Source organism: Pseudomonas sp. RP-B7 (assembly GCF_059803535.1).
Window position 1 is genome coordinate 288,610 of record NZ_JAPFHC010000002.1, and the last position, 21,371, is coordinate 309,980.

Consider the following 21,371-nt stretch of genomic DNA (forward strand, 5'->3'; position numbering starts at 1 on the left):
TGGGGCATAATGCCGACACTTTCGTGACCAATGAGGGATTTTTCTTATTTGCCCCTCGCCTTTTTCACCCTCCTCAGCAGTAGGGTTTTATTCTTTATGATCAAATCTTTGCGTCCATTGCTCCTTGCCGGTCTTCTTCTGCCACTGGCCTTCTCTGCTACCGCCGCCACCGTCACCAACACCCTGCCACCCAACGTCCAGCAGGCACTGGCAAAAGCCAAGCTGCAAAACAACGCGCTGTCCCTGGTGATGATCCCCCTGAATGGCCCGGGCACGCCGACCATCTTCAACGCCGACGTCTCGGTCAACCCAGCCTCCACCATGAAGCTGGTCACCACCTACGCCGCCCTGGAAATGCTGGGGCCCAACCACCAGTGGAAAACCGAGTTCTACACCGACGGCACCCTCAGCGGTGGCGTGTTGCACGGCAACCTGTACCTCAAGGGCGGTGGCGACCCCAAGCTGAACATGGAAAAACTCTGGCTGCTGATGCGCGACCTGCGCGCCAATGGTGTGCAGCAAGTCACCGGCGACCTGGTGCTGGACCGTGCCTTCTTCAAACAGCCGCTCTTGCCCGAGTTCAATGACGATGGCAACGACGAGAACAAGCCGTTCCTGGTCAAGCCCGACGCCCTGCTGGTCAACCTCAAGGCCCTGCGTTTTGTGACCCGCAATGATTCGGGGCGGGTGATCGTCTCGGTCGAGCCGCCAATTGCCAGCATCCGCATCGACAATCAGGTCAAGGTGTCCAACGCCAAGCAATGCACCGGCGACGTGCGCTACAACCCGGTAACGGCTGCCGATGGCAGCGTGACGGTGACCGTCAGCGGCCAGTTGGCCGACGGTTGCAGTTCGCAGACCTATCTGTCGCTGCTCGACCACGCCACCTACACCGCCGGCGCCGTGCGCGCGATCTGGCAGGAGCTGGGCGGTTCCATCCAGGGCCGCGACATCCAGGCACCAGTGCCCAAGGATGCCAAGGTACTGGCTCGCGCGTTCTCGCCGGACCTGGCGGAAATCATCCGCGACATCAACAAATACAGTAACAACACCATGGCCCAACAGTTGTTCCTGAGCCTGGGCGCGCAGTTTCGCAACGATGCCGACGGTGACGACGCCAAGGCCGGCCAGCGTGTCGTGCGCCAATGGTTGGCGAAGAAGGGCATCACCGCGCCGCACCTGGTGATGGAGAACGGCTCCGGCCTGTCCCGTGCCGAGCGCGTCAGCGCCCGCGAGATGGCCGCCATGCTGCAAGCGGCATGGAAAAGCCCCTACGCGGCGGAGTACATCAGCTCACTGCCGATTGCCGGCACCGACGGCACCATGCGTAAACGCCTGAAGACCACCGCGATGCGCGGCGAAGCCCACGTCAAGACCGGCACCTTGAACACCGTGCGCGCCATCGCCGGATTCAGCCGCGATAACAACGGCAATACCTGGGCGGTGGTGGCAATCCTCAACGATCCCAAGCCGTGGGGGGCATCGTCGGTGCTGGATCAGGTGTTGCTGGACCTGTACCGCCAGCCGAAGGCGGTGGCGGCCGCGCCAGTCCTTTAATCTGTGGGAGCGGGCTTGCGGCGGTCTCACGTACGCAAGCCTTCAACCTCCACCCGGTCCCTGCCCGCCTGCTTGGCGACATACACCGCCGAGTCCGCCCGCAACAGCAAGCCATCGATGCCTTCATCCACCCGCCAACTGGCCACACCAAAGCTGGCAGTGACAATGCCCACCGGCTCCATCGGCGCATTGCGCAACGACTGCCACAATTCCATCGCCAGGCTGTAGGCCTGCTTGCCGTCGGTGTTGGGGCACAGCACCATGAACTCTTCACCGCCCAGGCGGCAGAACACGTCGGTACGCCGCAGGCGCACGCTGATGCGCCTGCACAGCTCCTGCAACACCCCATCGCCCACGCCGTGGCCATGCTGGTCGTTGATCCGCTTGAAGTGGTCAATATCCAGCATGATCAACGACAGCGAACCCGAGACGCGGTTGAGTCGTAACATCTCGGCCTTGAGGCGGTCCTGGAAATAGCGGCGGTTGTGGATGCCAGTCAGAGAGTCGGTGATGGAGAGCGCGCGCAACTCTTCCTCGACCCGTTTCAGATCGGAAATATCCGACACGTAGCCATGCCACAAGGTGCCGCCTCCCGGTAATTCTTCCGGCGTGGCTTCGCCGCGAATCCAGCGCAGGCCGCGTTGCGGCAACTGCACACGGTACTCTTCACGCCAATGGCTCAACTGCAAAGCAGATAGACGAATCGATGCCCGCACCCGCTCCACATCCAGGGGATGAATGCGCTCAAGCACCCGGCTGGCGTCCTGTTGCAACGTGCCAGGCTCGATTTCATAAATATCGCGCATGCCATCGCTGGCGTAGATGAAACGCCACTTTTCGTGGGCTTCGAGGGTGAACTGGAAGATCCCGCCGGGCACGTGGGCACTGAGTTTCTTGAGCAGGCGGTCCCGCGCGGCCAGGGCCTCGTAGGCGCGCTTTTGCTCGGTGATGTCGAGGTAGATCGCCAAGTGCCCGACCCACAAGCCATGGTCATCGAGCAATACGGTGGCCAGCATATTCACGGTCAGTTGGCTGCCGTCCCGGCGCTTGAGGGTCCACTCCCGAGCCTCGTGCTGGTGGTCGGGACGCTCCACCAGCATCGCCTGGCTTGGCGGAATCCGCTTGCCCATGGCCATGCTCAGCGTGGCGGCGCGGGCATCGAGCTCCGATTCCAGGTGCAGGCTCTCCAGGGTCAAGCGCCCCAACACATCCTCGGACTTGAACCCCAGCATCTGCTCGGCCCCCGCATTGAAGGTGTTGATCACGCCGCGCAGGTCAGTAGCAATTATTGCGACTTGGGTCGCCGCATTCAGCACGCTGCGCAGTTGCCCATGGGCGCCGCGCAACTCCAGCTCTCGCACACGCAACTGCTCGGTGCGTTGCTCGACCAGTTTCAGCGCGCGCTGGCGCTGGCTGACCAACACATACAGCAACGCGCTGAGCAACAGACTAAGCAGCCCGCCCATGGTCAGGATCGTACTCATCGAGGAATGGTTGGCCTGGTCGAACACCTGGCTCGGACGCAGGTTCAAGGCATACACATGATCCCCCAAGCTCAGCCGGCGTGCGGCCACCAGGTCGCTGCCGCCCGGCGCATTGCTGGACTCATACAGTGCGCGCTTGTGGATGTCGGACGTGTCGATGATCTGCATGACCAGGTTGTCACGGTTCGGCTTGGGCAAACCGTCGGCCACCAATTGCCGCATGCTGATCACCGCCATCACATAGCCGTAGGGCTCAGCCTGGGATTGTTGGGTTTCGGGCAGCTTACTCACGGGGGCCACCAGCAAGACCCCGGCGGCGTAGGCCGGTTCGACGCCGACCAGTTGCATGGGTTGCGACACGGCCAGCTTGCCCGTCTTCAACGCACGCTCAAGAACTGAACGCCGCAGCGGCTGGGCCAGCAAGTCAAAGCCCAGGGGCGAGCCGAGCAGGCTCTGGGTCTGGCTGTAGAGCACCGGCACGTATTCATCGCGCTCGGGCGCCGACGCCAGCTCCCCTTGGGCATTCAACTCACGAATGCTGAACGGCTCACCGCGCTGGCGCGACACGTCCTCTTCAAACGCACTGCGCTGGTCGCGAAACACCCGTGGCGCCCAGGCATAAGCACGGGTCCGCAACAGCAGGGGCTGGGCAAAACCATCGAACTCTTCGCGGGAAACCTCGCCGGAGTTGACGAAAAAACGCCGCAGGCTGCCCAGGCGTTGCTCCTGGTCCTCGAAGCGCTCTTGCAGGCGGGTGTAGCGTTCATTGACCAGCAGTTGGAAGCGTTGGCGCACCTGCTGCTCGTACAGGTCGGAGGCGGCCCAGGCGATGATCAACGTCAGCGCGCCACCGGCCAGGAACACCATCAACGCCACCAGCCAAGCCGATGCCTGCTCACTGATAAAACCAAGGATTTTCGGGCGAACGGCTTGCAACGGCATAGGCAACACTCACAACGCCAGCGTGCGGGGGGTGTCACTTTGGCTAGGCATTTAGTTATAGCCATCGGCCCTGTATTTGACCAGCGCAAAAAAGCCGCAAGCCCGGAAAAATCCAGGCTTGCGGCTTTTTTTAAGAGCGATCAGCGTGCAGTGATTTTCCACGCCCGGTGAATCTTCGCGTTGCGCGCGAAATCCGGGTCGATGGTCTTGTCACTGATCTCTTCGACCGCATAGCGCTCGCTGAGGTTGTCCTCCAGCGCGAACTTGCGGAAGTTGTTCGAGAAATACAGCACGCCACCCGGTGCCAGGCGGGCCATGGCCAGGTCGAGCAACTGCACGTGGTCACGCTGCACGTCGAAGATGCCTTCCATGCGCTTGGAGTTGGAGAAGGTCGGCGGGTCGATGAAGATCAGGTCGAATTCATCACGGCTGGCTTCCAGCCACGCCATCACATCGCCCTGCTCCAGACGGTTCTTGTCGGAGAAACCGTTGAGGGAGAAGTTGCGACGCGCCCAGTCCAGGTAAGTCTTGGACAAATCGACACTGGTGGTGCTGCGTGCGCCGCCCTTGGCTGCGTGCACACTTGCGGTAGCGGTATAGCAATACAGGTTGAGGAAACGCTTGCCGGCCGCTTCTTTCTGGATACGCATGCGCATCGGACGGTGGTCGAGGAACAGGCCGGTGTCGAGGTAGTCGGTGAGGTTGACCAGCAACTTCACGCCGCCTTCGCTGACCTCAGTGAACTTGCCCTGGGCGCTCTGGCGCTCGTACTGCTTGGTGCCACTCTGGCGCTCGCGGCGCTTGACGACGACGCGGCTCTTGTCGATGTTCAGCGCCTGGGGAATCGCGGCCAGGGCATCAAACATGCGGGCGGAGGCTTTTTCCGGGTCGATGGACTTCGGTGCGGCGTATTCCTGCACATGCACCCAATCGTGGTACAGGTCGATGGCCATGGAATATTCCGGCATGTCGGCGTCGTACACGCGGTAGCAATCCACGCCTTCGCGCTTGGCCCACTTGCCCAGCAGCTTGAGGTTCTTTTGCAGGCGATTGGCGAACATCTGCCCGCCTTCACTCAGGCGTGCCTGTTCAACCACCGGAGCCGGGGCAGGCTTGATCGGGTTGCCGTTCTTGTTGTACTGGCGCTCTTGCGGCTCGACCGGGGCTTGATCGTAAGCGGCTTGCTCACGTTCCGCCTGGCGTTGCTCTGGCGTGCGACGCTCGCCGGTGACGAACTGGTCGGGGTTGACCTTGATCAGCAGCAATTTGCACGGCAACGCACCGTTCCAGAACGAATACTGCTTGTGGCTGCGGATGCCCATGCGCTTGCCCAGGTCCGGCGCGCCGGTGAACACTGCCGCTTCCCAGCCCATGCACGCCTGGCGCAGGCGCTCGCCGAGGTTCTGGTAGAGGTACAACAGGCTGGCTTCGTCACCCAGACGCTCGCCGTACGGCGGGTTGCAGATGACCAGGCCTTTCTGGTTCTGGTCCGGGCGCGGCTCGAACGTGCCGACTTCGCCCTGGTACACCTTGATCCAATGGCTCAGGCCCGCGCGTTCGATGTTGTTGCGCGCAGGTTGGATCAGGCGCGGGTCGGCTTCATAGCCACGAATCCACAACGGCGGTTTGTTCATGCCGATAGCGGCACGTTCCGACGCTTCGGCGTGAAGTTTCTTCCACAAGGCCGGGACGTGACCGAGCCAGGTGGTGAAGCCCCACAACTCACGGTTCAGGTTCGGTGCCATGTCGGCGGCGATCATCGCGCCTTCCACCAGGAAGGTACCCACGCCGCACATCGGGTCAGTCAGCGCGCCGCCTTCGGCAGCGATGCGCGGCCAGCCGGCACGGATCAGCACGGCTGCCGCGAGGTTTTCCTTCAACGGTGCTGCACCCTGCTGCAAACGGTAGCCGCGCTGGTGCAGGCTGTGGCCGGAGAGGTCGAGGGACAGAATGGCTTCGCCACGGTCCAGGCGCAGGTGGATGCGCAGGTCCGGGTTGATCTTATCGATGGACGGACGTTCGCCGGTCGGGGTGCGCAGCTTGTCGACAATCGCATCCTTGACCTTCAGCGCGCCGAAGTGGGTGTTGTCGATGCCCGAGCCATGGCCGCTGAATTCCACGGCCAAAGTGCCGTCCGGCACCATGTGGTCGGCCCATTCGATGTCCAGCACGCCGTGGTAGAGGTCTTCGGCGTCCTTCATCGGGAAGCGCTTGAGCACCAACAACACGCGGTTGGCCAGGCGCGACCAGAGGCACAGGCGGTAGGCGGTTTCCATGTCGGCCATGCCGCGCACGGCCGAGGTGTGCTCGCGGGCTTCCTCAAGGCCAAGCCCGATGGCTTCCTCGATCAGCAGGCCTTCGAGGCCCTTGGGGCAAGTGAGGAAGAGTTCAAAACGGTCCGACATGGGGCATTCCAGGCTTTTCAGCAATAAATGAACGGGCGACGCATCGCCGGCTCGGTTTTCAATCAAGCACTTTTCTTGAAGAGTGCTCGCGTGGCACGAATGTGCCGTCCCACCCCGCCTGCAGGCCCTTTGGGCGTTGAGTGACGGGGCAGATCGATAAAGTGCAGCAACAAAAGGAAATATTCCGACCCTTCGTCGAATAATAACCGACTGCAACGGGCGGGCATTCTCACTAAAGGATTAAACCCATCCTCTTTGCAGGGTGCATCATAGCTGGGTTTGCCAGACAAATGGGGCGAAAAGCCAGCCCAGCTTATGGCTATAGCATCGTTATCGTTACGTGCTTATGACAAAACGATCATTGAATCCATGTGACCTATTGGTTAGAACTCAACACAGGTTGGCGCCGTAACGACGCCGACACATAGGCTCGCCACGCCGGCAGCGAGCCCACCAACGGCAGAAAAACTCTGCCCGGCTCCCGACGGGGCCGAAGGATATCAAGACAGTCAACAAGTGAGGGAAACACCCTATGAGAAGACTTAAGCGTGATCCGTTGGAAAGAGCGTTTTTACGCGGATATCAATATGGCGTTCATGGCAAATCCCGTGAGCTTTGCCCATTTACTCTACCGTCGGTACGCCAAGCCTGGATCAACGGCTGGCGAGAAGGACGCGGCGACAACTGGGACGGTATGACTGGCACTGCGGGAATCCACAGACTCAACGAACTTCACGCCGTCGGCTAATAAGGGCATTCAATTCCGACACACACTGTTGAAGCGATAACGACTTAACCACGCACGTCCTATCCGGGCGGCGGGCTTCGGCCCAGGGGGCTCCTTTATGGAGCCCTTTTTAATGGGCGCTTGTCAGGCCTTTGGCAGTGCGGCGATGGCATCCACCGCCTGGCGGATCAGCGCCGGGCCCTTGTAGATGAACCCGGAGTACAACTGCACCAGGCTGGCGCCGGCAGCGATCTTCTCGGCCGCATGCTTGCCTTCGGTGATACCGCCTGCGGCGATGATCGGCAAGCGCCCGGCCAGTTCGGCGGCCAGCACCTTGACGATATGGGTGCTCTGCTCACGCACCGGCGCACCTGACAGGCCACCCGCTTCGTCGCCATGGGCAAGGCCTTCGACACCGACACGACTGAGGGTGGTGTTGGTGGCAATCACTGCATCCATACCCGAATCCACCAGGGCCTGGGCCACCAGTACGGTTTCTTCGTCGCTCATGTCCGGGGCAATCTTGATCGCCAACGGCACACGCTTGCCATGGCGTACGGCCAGGTCTTCCTGGCGCTGGCGCAGGGCTTCAAGCAATTGCTTGAGGGAGTCACCGAACTGCAGGCTGCGCAGGCCCGGGGTGTTGGGCGAACTGACGTTGACCGTGACGTAGCTGGCGTGGGCGTAGACCTTGTCCAGGCAGATCAGGTAGTCATCCACCGCACGTTCCACCGGCGTGTCGAAGTTCTTGCCGATATTGATGCCGAGGATGCCCTTGTACTTCGCCGCCTGAACCCGCGACAGCAGGTTATCGACCCCCAGGTTGTTGAACCCCATGCGGTTGATGATCGCCTCGGCTTCCGGCAAGCGGAAGATGCGCGGCTTGGGGTTGCCCGGCTGCGGACGCGGGGTCACGGTGCCGATTTCGACAAAACCGAAACCCAGCTGCGCGAAGCCGTCGATGGCCGCGCCGTTCTTGTCCAGGCCAGCCGCCAGCCCGACCGGGTTGGGGAAATCCAGCCCCATTACCGACACCGGCATCTTTGCCGGCGCCTTGCATACCAGGCCATTGAGCCCCAGGCGGCCACCGGCACCGATCAGGTCCAGGGACAGATCGTGGGAAGTTTCCGGAGAGAGTTTGAACAACAGCTGGCGGGCCAGGGTATACATGGGCGGGCTAGACTCGGATGGCGGCGAAAGGTGACGGCGATTATAGCCGCGGTGGCGCGCCGCATGCGAGGCGTGCCGCCCAATCATCAGCTGCGATTGGCGACCAGTTCCTCATAACGCGCCCAGATCTTCTGCGCATACTGCATCCGTAGCGCATCACGCTTGGGGCCGGAGCCTACACCGACGTTATAGGAACCCACGGCGGTCCAGTTGTAGCCAAAGCGCTGAATGAACTCGGAAAGAATCGAAGCCGCTACCTCTACCGACAGACACGGCTCGCTCAACAGCCTCTCTTCGGTAATGCCCTGGTTGAGCAATCGCGGCAAATGAATGCTGTTGATCTGCATCAGGCCGATGTCTCGCGTGCCATTGCGATTGGCGGTGTTGATCGCGCTGGCGCGGTAGCCTGACTCTACTGCCGCGATGGCCTGCAGCAACTCCGGCTCAATATCATAACGGCTGGCCACTTCGTCCCAGCAGTACGCCAGTGCCGGGGTGCTGCCCATCAATAGGCTCAGCAACAACCCTTTGCTCCACACCTTAACCATTGCTCACCTGCCCACACACCGAACACACATACGCGACCGGCGCGGGATCATCCGCCCCGGTCCGCACCTCGCAGGTAAAGCGATAGCCCCTGCCATAGATCGTCTTGATAAAGCCCTTGTCGCCCTTCAAGTGCTTGCGCAGCGAGTAGATGCAACGCGTCAGTGATTCCTCGGCCACCTCGCCACGAGGCCAGGCCAGCTCCAGCAAACGATCCTTGGTCATCAGCGTGCCGGCCGAGGCCAGCAGCAACCGCAGGACCTGCCCCTCTTTGGGCGGCAACTGAATATCCACCTCCCCGCTGGTCAAACGGCCATCGCCATGCAAGGTCCAGCGGGCAAAGACGAGGGGCGCCGTCGATTCATCAATCACGACAGCCATACGTACCTCTGCATCCAACTACTGACATTGAGTTCCCTATTTTCCTGTACCGACTCACCCGCCAACCGCATGACTATAAAAAAACGTCCTACACCTCGCGCCAGGACAAAACCCATTCATCCCGCGATTTTCGGAAGCGTGCCTTAGGACAATTCCTTGCGCGGCCCTACCGACCTAGCCACTCCTGGTAGATCTCATGCAGCTCAACCCCTAACCGATCCTCCAACTGCACCAGCTCGCCCAACGCCATTAAATGGCCGTTAACCCGAACTTCGACGCAGCGGGTGACGCCCGGTGCCAAGGGCAACACCTTCCCCACGTCGAACGCAGCCAGGCGCTTGCGACTGATCAGTTGCTCCTGCAGAAGTATTTCCAGGTGCATGGGAAAACGCCTATTCATTGAGAGATTTCGCGACCCGGCCGCATAAATGCACGTTGCACACGCTTGGACTGCTCGGCACTCAGCAGCGGTGGCACAGCATTGTCGGCCTGCCACAACGCGGCATCATCCGGCGGTTTGAAGACATCCAACTCCGCCACCCACTTCTTGATCAGTGTCACCTGGGCGGGCTTGCCCTTGATCAGCAAGCTGTTGGTATCGGGGTAGGCAATCAGCGCAAGACGGGCGTCAGCCGGCGCGCCCTTGCGCTCCTTGGCGAGGCGGGCCTCGATCAGCGAAACCATCCCCGGCACCGTAATCGTGTTTGCGCCCGCCCCGTAACGGCGATCCGCCACGTCACGGTTGAACACCTGCACCACACCAAACGCCGCTGCGGGCTCGGCTGGTTTGCGGTCCATCAGTTGTGCCAGGCGCAGTACCCGGTCCACATAGCTTGGCGGGCCCGACACGTAGAACGTACGCGCTCCGCTTGCACGCAGCGGATAACGCGATTCATCAAGGCCGGTACGCCCCATCAGGCTGCGCAGCCGGGCGACGGAAATGTAGCGGAGCGCCACCGCCGAGCTGCGCGCTTCACCAGCGTCATAGAGGTACACCACGCGCCCGTGGCTGTACCAGATCAACCCTTCGCGCTCGGCCAGCAATTCCAGGACCTGTTGCGGGGTCTCGAAATCGAATACGCCACTGACCTGCCGACGAGCGGCTTGAGGACTGACCACCACCGGCAAGCCCAGGGGCACGGAAAGCGCAGTAAAAAACCTGCGCAGGCTTTGATCCTGCGCCAGATAGGGCTCACCCCGGGCAAACGAGGAGCCCAGTAACAACGCAACGCACAACAACCAGTTGCACAGCCGGTGGCGGGTCATGCTTGCACGGGAATCAGTCTGCACCTTGGGGTTTCCTGGGCGGCCGGGCGTAAAGAAACGGCCATACTGAAAGGCACTCAGCTTTCAATCTTGACGGAAAGCTGACGGCAAGTGACCTCCATCGCCCCGTGGCATGTGCATTGCTTTGCACTGTGCATCAGAGCGCGCGCCAACGAAGGCGCAGGCTTACGGACAAAGGCGTCGTTACCTTGCAAGGGCCTCTATCGCCACCCGAGGGAACGACGCTTTTTTTTGAGAGAAAAGGCAGGTGTTGATGAACGAACCGTCAGACTACAGCCCGACCCGCAATGCGCTGGCCTGGGTCAATGGCAGTGACGCCCCGGAAAGAAGCAGCCTGGACCTCGGCTTCATGGCCTTGAGCGATTGCGCCTCGCTGGTCGTCGCCGCCACCCAGGGCTTCGCCCAACCTTATGGCCTGACACTCAACCTCAAGCGCCAGGCGTCCTGGGCCAACCTGCGCGACAAACTGGTCAGCGGTGAACTGGACGCCGCCCACAGCTTGTACGGGCTGATCTACGCGGTGCACCTGGGCATCGGCGGTGTAGCGCCGACCGACATGGCGGTGCTGATGGGCCTGAACCAGAATGGCCAGAGCATCAACCTGTCCCACGGCCTGCAACAGCAAGGAGTGGTCACTCCTGAGGCGCTGGATCGCCACGTGCACCAAAGCCGCACAAAACTGACCTTTGCCCAGACGTTTCCCACAGGCACCCACGCCATGTGGCTGTATTACTGGCTGGCGAGCCAGGGCATTCATCCGCTACGGGATGTCGATAGCGTGGTGGTCCCACCGCCGCAAATGGTCGCGCATCTGCAAGCCGGGCGTATCGACGGTTTCTGTGTCGGCGAACCCTGGTCCGCCAGCGCGGTGAAGCAGAACCAGGGCTTTACGATGGCGACCACCCAGGCGATCTGGCCGGATCATCCGGAAAAAGTCCTTGGCTGCACCCAGGCGTTCGTCGACCAATACCCCAACACCGCCCGCGTACTGGTGATGGCGATCCTTGAAGCCAGCCGCTTTATTGAACAAAGCCAGGAAAACCGTCGCTCCACCGCGCAATTGCTCAGTGCCCGCGACTACCTCGACGCGCCGCTCGACTGCATCGAACCGCGCCTGCTCGGCACCTACGACGACGGCCTCGGCAACCACTGGCAAGACCCCCATGCCCTGCGTTTTTTTGCCGAAGGCGCGGTGAACCTGCCGTATCTCTCCGACGGCATGTGGTTCATGACTCAATTCCGTCGCTGGGGCCTGTTGCGCGACGACCCGGACTATCTGGATGTTGCCCGCCAGGTCCAGCAACTAGCGCTCTATCGCGACGCCGCCAGCGCCGTTGGCCTCAGCACGACAGCCGCAGACATGCGCAGCAGCCAACTGATCGACGGCAAGATCTGGGACGGCCATGACCCCGCCGCCTACGCGCGCAGTTTCCGCCTGCACGCAATGACCGATCCCACAAGCCGCCAGGCCTTGCGCTGACAGGAAGAACGATATGCTGCGAATCCTGTTGATCAACGACACCCCGCGTAAGGTCGGCCGACTCAAGGCCGCGCTGATCGAGGCCGGTTTCGAGGTGATCGATGAGTCAGGCCTGACCATCGACCTACCCGCGCGCGTCGAAACGGTGCGTCCGGACGTGATCCTGATCGATACCGAGTCACCCGGGCGCGATGTGATGGAACAAGTGGTGCTGGTCAGCCGCGACCAGCCCCGGCCCATTGTGATGTTTACCGACGAACATGACCCAGATGTGATGCGCCAGGCGATCAAATCCGGCGTCAGCGCCTACATCGTCGAAGGCATCCAGGCCCAACGCCTGCAACCGATCCTCGACGTGGCCATGGCGCGCTTCGAGAGTGACCAGGCCCTGCGCGCCCAGCTGCAGGCCCGCGACCAGCAGTTGGCCGAGCGCAAGCGCATCGAACTGGCCAAGGGCATGCTGATGAAAATGAAGGCCTGCAATGAGGAAGAGGCCTACACCCTGATGCGCCGCCAGGCCATGAGTCGCCAGCAGAAACTGATCCAGGTGGCGGAGCAGATTATCGCCATGAGCGAGTTGCTCGGCTGATCTGGCGCAGCTCTTGCTAAAGGATCTTCACAGGTAGCCAACGGCGGTTGCCCCTCCACGACAAAGACGTCGCACATCCGGTTTGCCCCTCGCGAACCCGGTGGCGGCGTTTTTGCGTTTTGGCCCCAGTGCATGGGGCCGGTGGGGCGGCCTTAGCCGGCTGTTCCATCACCAGGCCTTCTTACAAGACTTCCAACCGTTGAGGTGCGTGATGAAATCAAGCTTCTGGAAATCCGGGCACACCCCGACCCTGTTTGCCGCATTCCTGTATTTCGATTTGAGCTTCATGGTCTGGTATCTGTTGGGCCCGCTGGCGATTCAGATTGCCGCCGACCTGCACCTGACCACTCAACAACGTGGCCTGATGGTCGCAACGCCGATCCTCGCCGGCGCGGTGCTGCGCTTTTTGATGGGCATGCTGGCCGACAAACTATCACCCAAAACCGCCGGGCTGATCGGCCAGGTGATCGTGATCGCGGCGTTATTAGGCGCCTGGAAACTCGGTATCCACAGCTACGAGCAAGCCCTGTTGCTGGGTGTGTTCCTCGGCATGGCCGGCGCATCCTTTGCGGTCGCACTGCCATTGGCATCCCAGTGGTATCCCGCCGAACATCAAGGCAAAGCCATGGGCATTGCGGGCGCAGGCAACTCCGGCACCGTGTTTGCGGCGTTGCTGGCGCCAGTGCTGGCAGCCGCGTTTGGCTGGAGCAATGTGTTCGGTTTTGCGCTGATCCCATTGACCCTGACCCTGATCGTGTTCGCCTGGCTTGCCCGCAATGCTCCCGAACGGCCGAAAGCCAAATCCATGGCCGACTACTTCAAGGCCCTGGGCGACCGTGACAGTTGGTGGTTCATGTTTTTCTACAGCGTGACCTTCGGCGGCTTTATCGGCCTGGCCAGTGCCCTGCCCGGCTATTTCAACGACCAGTACGGCCTGAGCCCGGTGACCGCTGGCTACTACACCGCCGCCTGCGTGTTCGGCGGCAGCCTGATGCGCCCGCTGGGCGGCGCCCTGGCCGACCGTTTCGGCGGGATTCGTACCCTGCTCGGCATGTACGGCGTGGCGGCGGTGTGCATCGCGGCGGTGGGTTTCAACCTGCCGAGTTCCTACGCGGCACTGGCACTTTTCGTCTGCACTATGCTCGGTCTTGGTGCCGGTAATGGCGCGGTATTCCAGTTGGTGCCGCAACGTTTTCGCCGTGAAATCGGCGTGATGACCGGCCTGATCGGCATGGCCGGCGGCATCGGCGGCTTTGCCCTGGCGGCAGGAATGGGCGCGATCAAACAGAGCACCGGCAGCTATCAATTGGCCTTGTGGCTGTTCGCTAGCCTGGGCGTGCTGGCCTGGTTCGGCCTGCACGGCGTGAAACGTCGCTGGCGCACCACCTGGGGCTCGGCCGCCGTGACGGCCGCGCGCGTCTGATGAGCCTGCAACTGAGCATCGCCCACGCCAGCGCCATCGGCCCACGCCCGGAAAACCAGGACGCGCTGCGGGTGGTCACGCCCGTGGCCGAACTGGCCGCAAGCAAAGGTTACCTGTGCGCCCTGGCCGACGGCGTCAGCCAATGCGCCGACGGCGGCCTGGCGGCGCGCTCGACCTTGCAGGCACTGGCCCTGGACTATTACGCCACGCCGCAAACCTGGGGCGTGGCCCAGGCGCTCGAACGCTTGCTGCTCGCGCAGAACCGCTGGCTGCAAGCCAATGGCGGCGGCCAGCCACTGCTGACCACCCTCAGCGCCCTGGTGTTTCGCGGCCAGCGTTTCACCCTGGCGCATGTCGGCGATTGCCGGGTGTATCGCTGGCTGGATGGCGAGTTGCAACGCATCAGCGACGACCATGTGTGGGAGCAACCGGGCATGCAGCATGTGCTCAAGCGCGCCCTCGGCCTGGATCAACACCTGGTGTTGGACTTTCTCGACGGCGAATTGCGCCAAGGCGAGTGCTTCCTGCTGCTCAGCGACGGCGTGTGGGCCACCCTTGCCGAGCACAGCATCAGCGCGATCCTGCGTAAGCAAACCGACCTCGAACTGGCGGTCAACACCCTGGTCAATGCCGCACACCTGGCCGGCAGCCAGGACAACGCCAGTGCCCTGCTGGTGCGTATCGACACGCTCGGCGCCGCGACCCTCGGCGACGCGCTGGTGCAGTTGCAGCAATGGCCGCTGCCGCCGCCACTGAAAACCGGGCAATCCTTCGAGGGCTGGCAGGTAGAAGGTGTGCTGGCACACAGTCGACAGTCATTGCTGTACCGGGTACGCGATGCCCAGCAGCAGCCATGGCTGCTGAAAACCCTGCCCCTCAACCGCGACGACGACAGCGACGCCGGGCAGGCCTTGCTGTCGGAGGAATGGTTCCTGCGCCGGGTAGCCGGGCGCGCGTTTCCTGAAGTCCACGCCGCCAGCGCGCGTCAGCATTTGTACTATGTGATGCGCGAATATCCGGGGAGAACCCTGGCACACCTGTTCCAGCAACAAGGCCCATTGCCCCTGGCGCAATGGCTGTCCATCGCCGAGCGGTTGGTACGCGCGGTGGGCATGCTGCATCGGCGGCAGATCCTGCACCGCGACATAAAACCGGAGAACCTGTTGCAGGGGGACGACGGCGAGTTGCGCGTGCTGGATTTCGGCCTGGCCTACTGCCCGGGGCTCTCCGAAGACCGCGCGCACCTGCTGCCCGGCACCCCGAGTTTTATCGCGCCCGAGGCTTTCAGTGGAGAACGTCCTACGGCCCAACAGGATTTGTACAGTGTCGGCGTGACGCTGTATTACCTGCTGACCGGGCACTATCCCTACGGAGAAATCGAAGCGTTCCAACGGCCGCGCTTCACCCAACCCGTCAGCGCCAGCCGGTATCGCCCCGACCTGCCGGAGTGGCTGCCCCTGAGCCTGGGACGGGCGGTGGCCTCGCAACCCACACAACGTTATGAAACCGCTGAAGAGTGGCTGCGCGACCTGGAACAGGCCGACCGCCGCGAATTGAGCGTGCAGCCAAGGCCGCTGCTGGAGCGCGAACCGCTCAAGGTCTGGCAAACCCTGGCCGCCATGTCTTTGCTGCTCAATCTGGTGCTGCTGTACTGGCTGCTGCACCACTAGAGGGCAAATAGCTCTGCGACATCGAGCCCAAGCCCAATAAATCCGGGCATCTGCCAACTTGGCACAACCGCTGCATTAGCTCTTTCAACAACAGACATATAGCCGCCCCTTCAACGACGAAGGGTCGCGCTTCCCGAGAGAACGGGACCAGGACAAAGGCGTCCTCGCTAGGTAACTAGCGGGGACGCCTTTTTTTGTTTGCGCGTGATTTGTCGAGCCATTGCGGAGAACGACATGAAAAAACTCAAATTAGTGATGATCGGCAACGGCATGGCCGGGGTTCGCACCCTTGAAGAATTGCTCAAGCTGAGCAGCGACCTGTACGACATCACCGTGTTCGGCGCCGAGCCGCACACCAACTACAACCGCATCCTGCTGTCGCCGGTGCTGGCCGGTGAACAGACCTTTGAAGAGATCGTGCTCAACGACCTCAGCTGGTATCTGGACAACAACATCAAGTTGCTGCTGAACCGCAAAGTGGTGCAGATCGACCGCGTCAAACGCATCGTCATCGCCGAAGACGGCAGCGAAGCCGAATACGATCGCCTGCTGATCGCCACCGGCTCTACCCCGTTTATCCTGCCGATCCCCGGCAATACCTTGCAGGGCGTGATCGGCTACCGCGACATCGCCGACACCCAGGCCATGATCGACACCGCCAAGACTCATAAGCACGCGGTGGTCATCGGCGGCGGCCTGCTCGGCCTGGAAGCCGCCAACGGCCTGATGCTGCGCGGTATGCACGTGACCGTTGTGCATATCGGCGAGTGGCTGCTGGAGCGACAACTGGACAAGACCAGTGGCCAACTGCTGCAAACCGAACTGGAAAGCCGAGGCCTGGTGTTTCGCCTGTGTGAACAGACCCAGGCGCTGCATGATGCCGGCAATGGTCGCGTCGGCTCGGTGCAGTTCAAGAACGGCGACATAATCCCCGCGGATTTGGTGGTGATGGCTGCCGGCATTCGCCCCAACACCGAACTCGCGGAAAAATCCGGTATCCCGTGCAACCGTGGGATTCTGGTCAACGACACCCTGCAAACCTACGACCCACGCATCTACGCGATCGGCGAATGCGCCAGCCATCGCGGGATCGCCTACGGCCTGGTGGCGCCCTTGTTCGAACAGGCCAAAGTCTGTGCCAACCATTTGGCCCAACTGGGTTTTGCCACCTACAAAGGCTCGGTGACTTCGACCAAGTTGAAAGTGACCGGTATCGACCTGTTTTCGGCCGGGGACTTCATGGGCGGCGAAGGCACCGAGACCATCACCCTCTCCGACCCGATTGGCGGCGTGTACAAGAAGCTGGTGATCAAGGACGACATCCTGGTCGGCGCCTGCCTGTACGGCGACACCGCCGACGGTGGTTGGTATTTCCGCCAGATCCGTGAGAACCACGCCATCGGCGAGATCCGCGACCACCTGATGTTCGGCGAAAACGCCTTGGGTGACGTAGGCCATCAAGGCCAGGACAAGGCCATGAGCATGGCCGACAACGCCGAGGTCTGCGGCTGCAACGGCGTGTGCAAGGGCACCATCATCAAGGCGATCCAGGAACAGGGCTTGTTCAGTGTCGATGAAGTGAAAAAACACACCAAGGCCGCCAGTTCTTGCGGTTCCTGCGTCGGCTTGGTCGAGCAGATCCTGATCAACACCGTGGGCGGTGCGGCCGATGTCAAACCGAAAAGCGAAAAAGCCATCTGCGGTTGCAGCGACCTCAACCACGGACAAATCCGCCAGGCCATCCGCGACCAGCACTTGCTGACCATCGCCGGCACCATGAACTACCTCAACTGGCGCACGCCCAACGGCTGCGCCACCTGCCGCCCGGCGCTGAACTACTACCTGATTTCCACCTGGCCCGGCGAGGCCAAGGACGATCCGCAATCGCGCCTGATCAACGAACGCGCCCACGCCAACATTCAGAAAGACGGCACCTACTCCGTAGTCCCCCGGATGTGGGGCGGTGTGACCAATCCTGGGGAACTGCGCCGCATCGCCGATGTGGCCGACAAATACAACGTGCCAATGGTCAAGGTCACCGGCGGTCAGCGCATCGACCTGCTCGGTATCAAGAAGCAGGACCTGCCGGGGGTGTGGAAAGACCTCGACATGCCATCCGGCCATGCCTACGGCAAGTCCATCCGCACTGTAAAAACCTGCGTGGGCAGCGAGTTCTGCCGCTTCGGCACGCAAAACTCCACGCAACTGGGCATCGAGCTTGAGCACGACCTGTTCAATATGTGGTCGCCGCACAAGGTCAAGCTGGCGGTGTCCGGCTGCCCACGCAATTGCTCGGAAGCCGGCATCAAGGACGTGGGAATCATCGGCGTCGATTCCGGCTGGGAGATGTACATCGGCGGCAATGGTGGGATCAAGACCGAGGTGGCGGAGTTCTTCGTCAAGCTGAAAACCGCTGAAGAAGTGCGTGAGTACAACGGCGCCTTCCTACAGCTGTACCGCGAAGAAGCCTTCTACCTTGAGCGCACCGTGCACTACCTGCAACGGGTCGGCATGGAGCACATCAAGAAAGCCGTACTCGAAGACCCCGCCCGCCGCCAAGCCCTCAACGAGCGCCTGCAGTTCTCGCTGTCGTTCGAACAAGATCCGTGGAAAGAGCGCCTGGAACAGCCGCTGCTGAAAAAAGAATTTGATGTGATCCCCGTCCAACAACTGGAGGTGCCGGCATGAACTGGCTGAATATCTGCGCCCTCGACGAGATCAACGTGCTGGGCTCGCGCATCATCCAAGGCCCAAAGGGCGATATCGCGATTTTTCGTACCAGTGATGACGAAGTCTTCGCCCTTGACGACCGCTGCCCACACAAGGGCGGCCCGTTGTCCCAAGGCTTGATCTACGGCAAGCGCGTGGCCTGCCCGCTGCACAACTGGCAGATCGACCTGGCGTCCGGCGAAGCCCAGGCACCAGACGTCGGTTGCGCCCACCATCACCCGGCCCGTGTGGAAAACGGCCGGGTGCTGCTGGCCCTGCGGGACGCCGTGTGATGAACCGTCAGACCACCGCGTCCACCTGCTGCTATTGCGGGGTGGGGTGCGGCGTGTTGATCGAACATGACGGCGCGCAAATCCTGGGGGTGACGGGCGACCCGAGCCACCCGGCCAACTTCGGCAAATTGTGCAGCAAGGGCTCCAGCCTGCACCTGACCGGCGACATATCCGCCCGCGCCTTGTACCCGGAGCTGCGCCTGGGCAAAGGCCTGGCGCGCTCGCGCACCGACTGGGATACCGCGCTGGAACACGCCGCCAACGTGTTCGCCGACACCCTCGCCGAACACGGGCCGGACAGCGTGGCCTTCTACATCTCCGGGCAACTGCTGACCGAGGACTACTACAGTTTCAACAAACTCGCCCGCGCCCTGGTGGGTACCAACAACATCGATAGCAACTCGCGGCTGTGCATGTCCTCGGCGGTGGTCGGCTACAAGCGCAGCCTGGGTGCCGATGCGCCGCCTTGCAGTTATGAGGACCTGGAAAACAGCGACTGCGTGATGATCGTTGGCAGCAATATGGCCTACGCCCACCCGGTATTGTTCCGACGTCTTGAAGAGGCCAAGGCACGCCGCCCCCAAATGAAAGTGCTGGTGATCGATCCACGCCGTACGGACACCTGCGACTTGGCTGACCTGCACCTGGCCATTCTGCCGGGCACCGATGTGGCGTTGCTCCATGGGATCTTGCATTTGCTGCTGTGGGAAGACTGGATCGACCGCGCGTTTATCCAGGCGCATACCGAGGGCTTGGCCGAGCTCAAGCGCTTGGTGCACGACTACACGCCGCAGATGGTCACGCAGCTGTGCGGGATCAGCGTCGAGCAACTGCGCTTGTGTGCCGAGTGGGTGGGCACCTCCAGCAGTTTCCTGTCGCTGTGGTGCATGGGGCTTAACCAGTCCACCGCCGGCAGCGCAAAAAACAGCGCGCTGATCAATCTGCACCTGGCCACCGGCACCATCGGCCGACCAGGCTGTGGGCCATTTTCCCTGACCGGTCAGCCGAATGCCATGGGCGGGCGCGAAACCGGCAGTTTGTCGAATTTGCTGCCGGGGCACCGTGAGGCAGCGAACCCAGAGCATCGCGCACAGGTTGCGGCGTATTGGGGGGTTGAGTCGTTGCCGGCGGCTACCGGGCTGACCGCTGTCGAACTGTTCGAGCAGATGCAGGCCGGCAAGATCAAGGCGGTGTGGATCGCCTGCACCAACCCGGCGCAATCGCTGCCGGACCAGAACAGCGTGCGCGCGGCGTTGGCGGCTTGTCCCTTTGTGGTGTTGCAAGAGGCGTTTCGGACGACGGAAACCGCAGCCTTTGCCGACCTGTTGTTGCCCGCCGCCAGTTGGGGGGAGAAGGAAGGCACGGTGACCAACTCCGAACGACGCATTTCCCACGTCCGCCGAGCTATCGCCCCACCGGGAGAAGCGCGGCCGGATTGGGCAATTACCGTAGATTTCGCACAGCGCCTGGAACGTCGTTTGCGTCCAGGGCGCGACAGTTTGTTTGCGTTCGAGCAGCCTGCGCAGGTTTTTGACGAATACAAACTGCTGACCCAGGAGCGTGACCTCGACCTGTCAGGCATCAGCCACGCCCTGCTCGACAAGATCGGACCACAACAATGGCCGTTTCCCAAAGGGGCACAGGCCGGCACGCCACGCCTGTATAGCGATGGCCGCTTCCCCACCGCCAGCGGGCGCGCGCAGTTTGTCGCCGACCCGTATCGCGCAGCCAAGGAACAGCGCGATGCACGCTTCCCTCTGACCCTGATCACCGGCCGCCTGCGCGACCAGTGGCACGGCATGAGCCGCACCGGCACTGCCGCGCAGTTGTTCGGGCACGTCAGCGAGGCATTGCTGAGCCTGCATCCGGACGAAATGCGCCGTCATCGCGTGAAAGACGGTGATCTGGTCAACCTGAAAAGCCGTCGCGGGCAAGTGATCGTGGCCGTCAGTGCGGACGACAGTGTGCGCCCGGGCCAGGCGTTCCTGCCGATGCATTGGGGGGATCGTTTTCTCAAGGGCGGCGTGAACGCACTCACCCAGCCGGCATTCGATCCGTTGTCGAAACAGCCGGAACTCAAGCACAGCGGGGTGCGCCTGGAGACCGTGCACCTGCCTTGGCAGCTGTTCGCCCTGATCGAGGGCGATGTGCAGCAACACTTTGAAGCCTTGCGCCCGCTGTGCGAGGGCTTTGCCTACGTGAGCCTGAGCCTGGCCGGGCGCGAGCGCCCTGCCCTGCTGGTGCGTGCAGCACACAGCGAGGCGCCCGACCTGCAACTGCTGACGCGTATCGACCAATTGCTGGGCCTGAATGACGGGCCGGTGATGGCCTATGACGACCCGCGCCGCTCGATTGGCAAGCGGGTGAAAATCGAAAAAGGCCGTATCACGGCGCTGCGCCTCGCCGGGGAAACCTTGGCGCGGCACTGGCTGCAAAGCCTGTGGCTGGAGGGGCGTACAGACGATCAACTGCGCCGCTGGTTGTTGGCGCCCCTCAGCGCCCCGCCGGGGGGCGCGGCGGCCAGCAGCAAGATCCTGTGCAACTGCAAAAACGTCAGCGAGAACGCTGTGTACAGCGCCATTGGCCGGGGCCTGGATCTGGATGGGTTGAAGCGGGAGTTGGGTTGCGGCACGCAATGCGGCTCCTGTGTCCCGGAAATCAAACGTTTATTGGCGAGCAACCCGCAGCCAATCGCAATCAGTGTGTGA

16 protein-coding genes are annotated in these 21,371 nt (G+C 62.1%); 9 read left to right on the forward strand and 7 right to left on the reverse strand.

Annotated elements, in window-relative coordinates:
• Positions 1 to 96: 96 nt before the first annotated feature.
• Positions 97 to 1,557: a D-alanyl-D-alanine carboxypeptidase/D-alanyl-D-alanine endopeptidase gene (gene dacB, locus OPU96_RS04100; RefSeq protein ID WP_226454903.1), complete on the forward strand. Its 1,461-nt coding sequence runs from the start codon at positions 97 to 99 to the stop codon at positions 1,555 to 1,557.
• A 26-nt stretch (positions 1,558 to 1,583) separates the two neighbouring features.
• Here dacB and OPU96_RS04105 read toward each other — a convergent pair whose 3' ends face one another.
• Both OPU96_RS04105 and rlmKL read right to left on the reverse strand, forming a co-directional pair.
• A complete protein-coding gene (locus OPU96_RS04105; protein WP_305391351.1) occupies positions 1,584 to 3,983 on the reverse strand; it encodes a sensor domain-containing diguanylate cyclase in 2,400 nt (799 codons plus the stop codon).
• A 140-nt stretch (positions 3,984 to 4,123) separates the two neighbouring features.
• Positions 4,124 to 6,388 carry a bifunctional 23S rRNA (guanine(2069)-N(7))-methyltransferase RlmK/23S rRNA (guanine(2445)-N(2))-methyltransferase RlmL gene (gene rlmKL / locus OPU96_RS04110; RefSeq protein WP_192297149.1) on the reverse strand — a complete coding sequence of 755 codons (2,265 nt, stop codon included), beginning with the start codon at positions 6,386 to 6,388 and terminating at the stop codon, positions 4,124 to 4,126.
• Positions 6,389 to 6,920: 532 nt separating this feature from the next.
• Between rlmKL and rmf the strand changes: the two genes are divergently transcribed.
• The gene (rmf, locus tag OPU96_RS04115; RefSeq protein WP_002553055.1) at positions 6,921 to 7,136 is read left to right on the forward strand and encodes a ribosome modulation factor; all 216 of its coding nucleotides are present in this window, start codon (positions 6,921 to 6,923) and stop codon (positions 7,134 to 7,136) included.
• A 123-nt stretch (positions 7,137 to 7,259) separates the two neighbouring features.
• Here the strand turns inward: rmf and OPU96_RS04120 are convergent, their stop codons facing one another.
• The 5 genes from OPU96_RS04120 to OPU96_RS04140 form a co-directional block, all read right to left on the reverse strand.
• A complete protein-coding gene (locus OPU96_RS04120) occupies positions 7,260 to 8,285 on the reverse strand; it encodes a quinone-dependent dihydroorotate dehydrogenase (RefSeq protein ID WP_192297150.1) in 1,026 nt (341 codons plus the stop codon).
• 86 nt (positions 8,286 to 8,371) lie between these two features.
• Entirely contained in the window at positions 8,372 to 8,833 is a 462-nt protein-coding gene (locus tag OPU96_RS04125) for a transglycosylase SLT domain-containing protein (protein ID WP_305391353.1), read from the reverse strand.
• Positions 8,826 to 9,212, reverse strand: coding sequence for a winged helix-turn-helix domain-containing protein (locus OPU96_RS04130; RefSeq protein WP_226454900.1), 387 nt, complete (start codon positions 9,210 to 9,212; stop codon positions 8,826 to 8,828). The genes OPU96_RS04125 and OPU96_RS04130 overlap by 8 nt, the downstream gene beginning before the upstream one ends.
• A 166-nt stretch (positions 9,213 to 9,378) precedes the next feature.
• A complete protein-coding gene (locus OPU96_RS04135) occupies positions 9,379 to 9,594 on the reverse strand; it encodes a FliM/FliN family flagellar motor switch protein (protein WP_226454899.1) in 216 nt (71 codons plus the stop codon).
• 14 nt (positions 9,595 to 9,608) lie between these two features.
• Entirely contained in the window at positions 9,609 to 10,502 is an 894-nt protein-coding gene (locus OPU96_RS04140) for a secretin N-terminal domain-containing protein (protein ID WP_498558685.1), read from the reverse strand.
• Between the two features lie 250 nt (positions 10,503 to 10,752).
• Here OPU96_RS04140 and OPU96_RS04145 point away from each other — a divergent pair, with 250 nt between their 5' ends.
• The 7 genes from OPU96_RS04145 to OPU96_RS04175 all read left to right on the forward strand — a co-directional run bounded on the left by OPU96_RS04145 (position 10,753) and on the right by OPU96_RS04175 (position 21,371).
• Complete coding sequence (locus tag OPU96_RS04145; protein ID WP_498558686.1) at positions 10,753 to 11,979, forward strand: CmpA/NrtA family ABC transporter substrate-binding protein; 1,227 nt, start codon at positions 10,753 to 10,755, stop codon at positions 11,977 to 11,979.
• 13 nt (positions 11,980 to 11,992) lie between these two features.
• Entirely contained in the window at positions 11,993 to 12,568 is a 576-nt protein-coding gene (locus OPU96_RS04150; RefSeq protein WP_226454897.1) for an ANTAR domain-containing response regulator, read from the forward strand.
• Positions 12,569 to 12,779: 211 nt separating this feature from the next.
• Positions 12,780 to 13,991: a nitrate/nitrite transporter gene (locus OPU96_RS04155; protein ID WP_192297156.1), complete on the forward strand. Its 1,212-nt coding sequence runs from the start codon at positions 12,780 to 12,782 to the stop codon at positions 13,989 to 13,991.
• Positions 13,991 to 15,661 (forward strand): bifunctional protein-serine/threonine kinase/phosphatase, encoded by a 1,671-nt coding sequence (locus tag OPU96_RS04160; protein ID WP_498558687.1) that lies wholly within the window; start codon positions 13,991 to 13,993, stop codon positions 15,659 to 15,661. Before OPU96_RS04155 ends, OPU96_RS04160 begins: the two co-directional genes overlap by 1 nt.
• Before the next feature lie 234 nt (positions 15,662 to 15,895).
• Positions 15,896 to 18,349 (forward strand): nitrite reductase large subunit NirB, encoded by a 2,454-nt coding sequence (gene nirB / locus OPU96_RS04165; protein WP_498558688.1) that lies wholly within the window; start codon positions 15,896 to 15,898, stop codon positions 18,347 to 18,349.
• The gene (gene nirD, locus OPU96_RS04170) at positions 18,346 to 18,663 is read left to right on the forward strand and encodes a nitrite reductase small subunit NirD (protein ID WP_192297159.1); all 318 of its coding nucleotides are present in this window, start codon (positions 18,346 to 18,348) and stop codon (positions 18,661 to 18,663) included. The genes nirB and nirD overlap by 4 nt, the downstream gene beginning before the upstream one ends.
• Complete coding sequence (locus tag OPU96_RS04175; RefSeq protein ID WP_498558689.1) at positions 18,663 to 21,371, forward strand: nitrate reductase; 2,709 nt, start codon at positions 18,663 to 18,665, stop codon at positions 21,369 to 21,371. The genes nirD and OPU96_RS04175 overlap by 1 nt, the downstream gene beginning before the upstream one ends.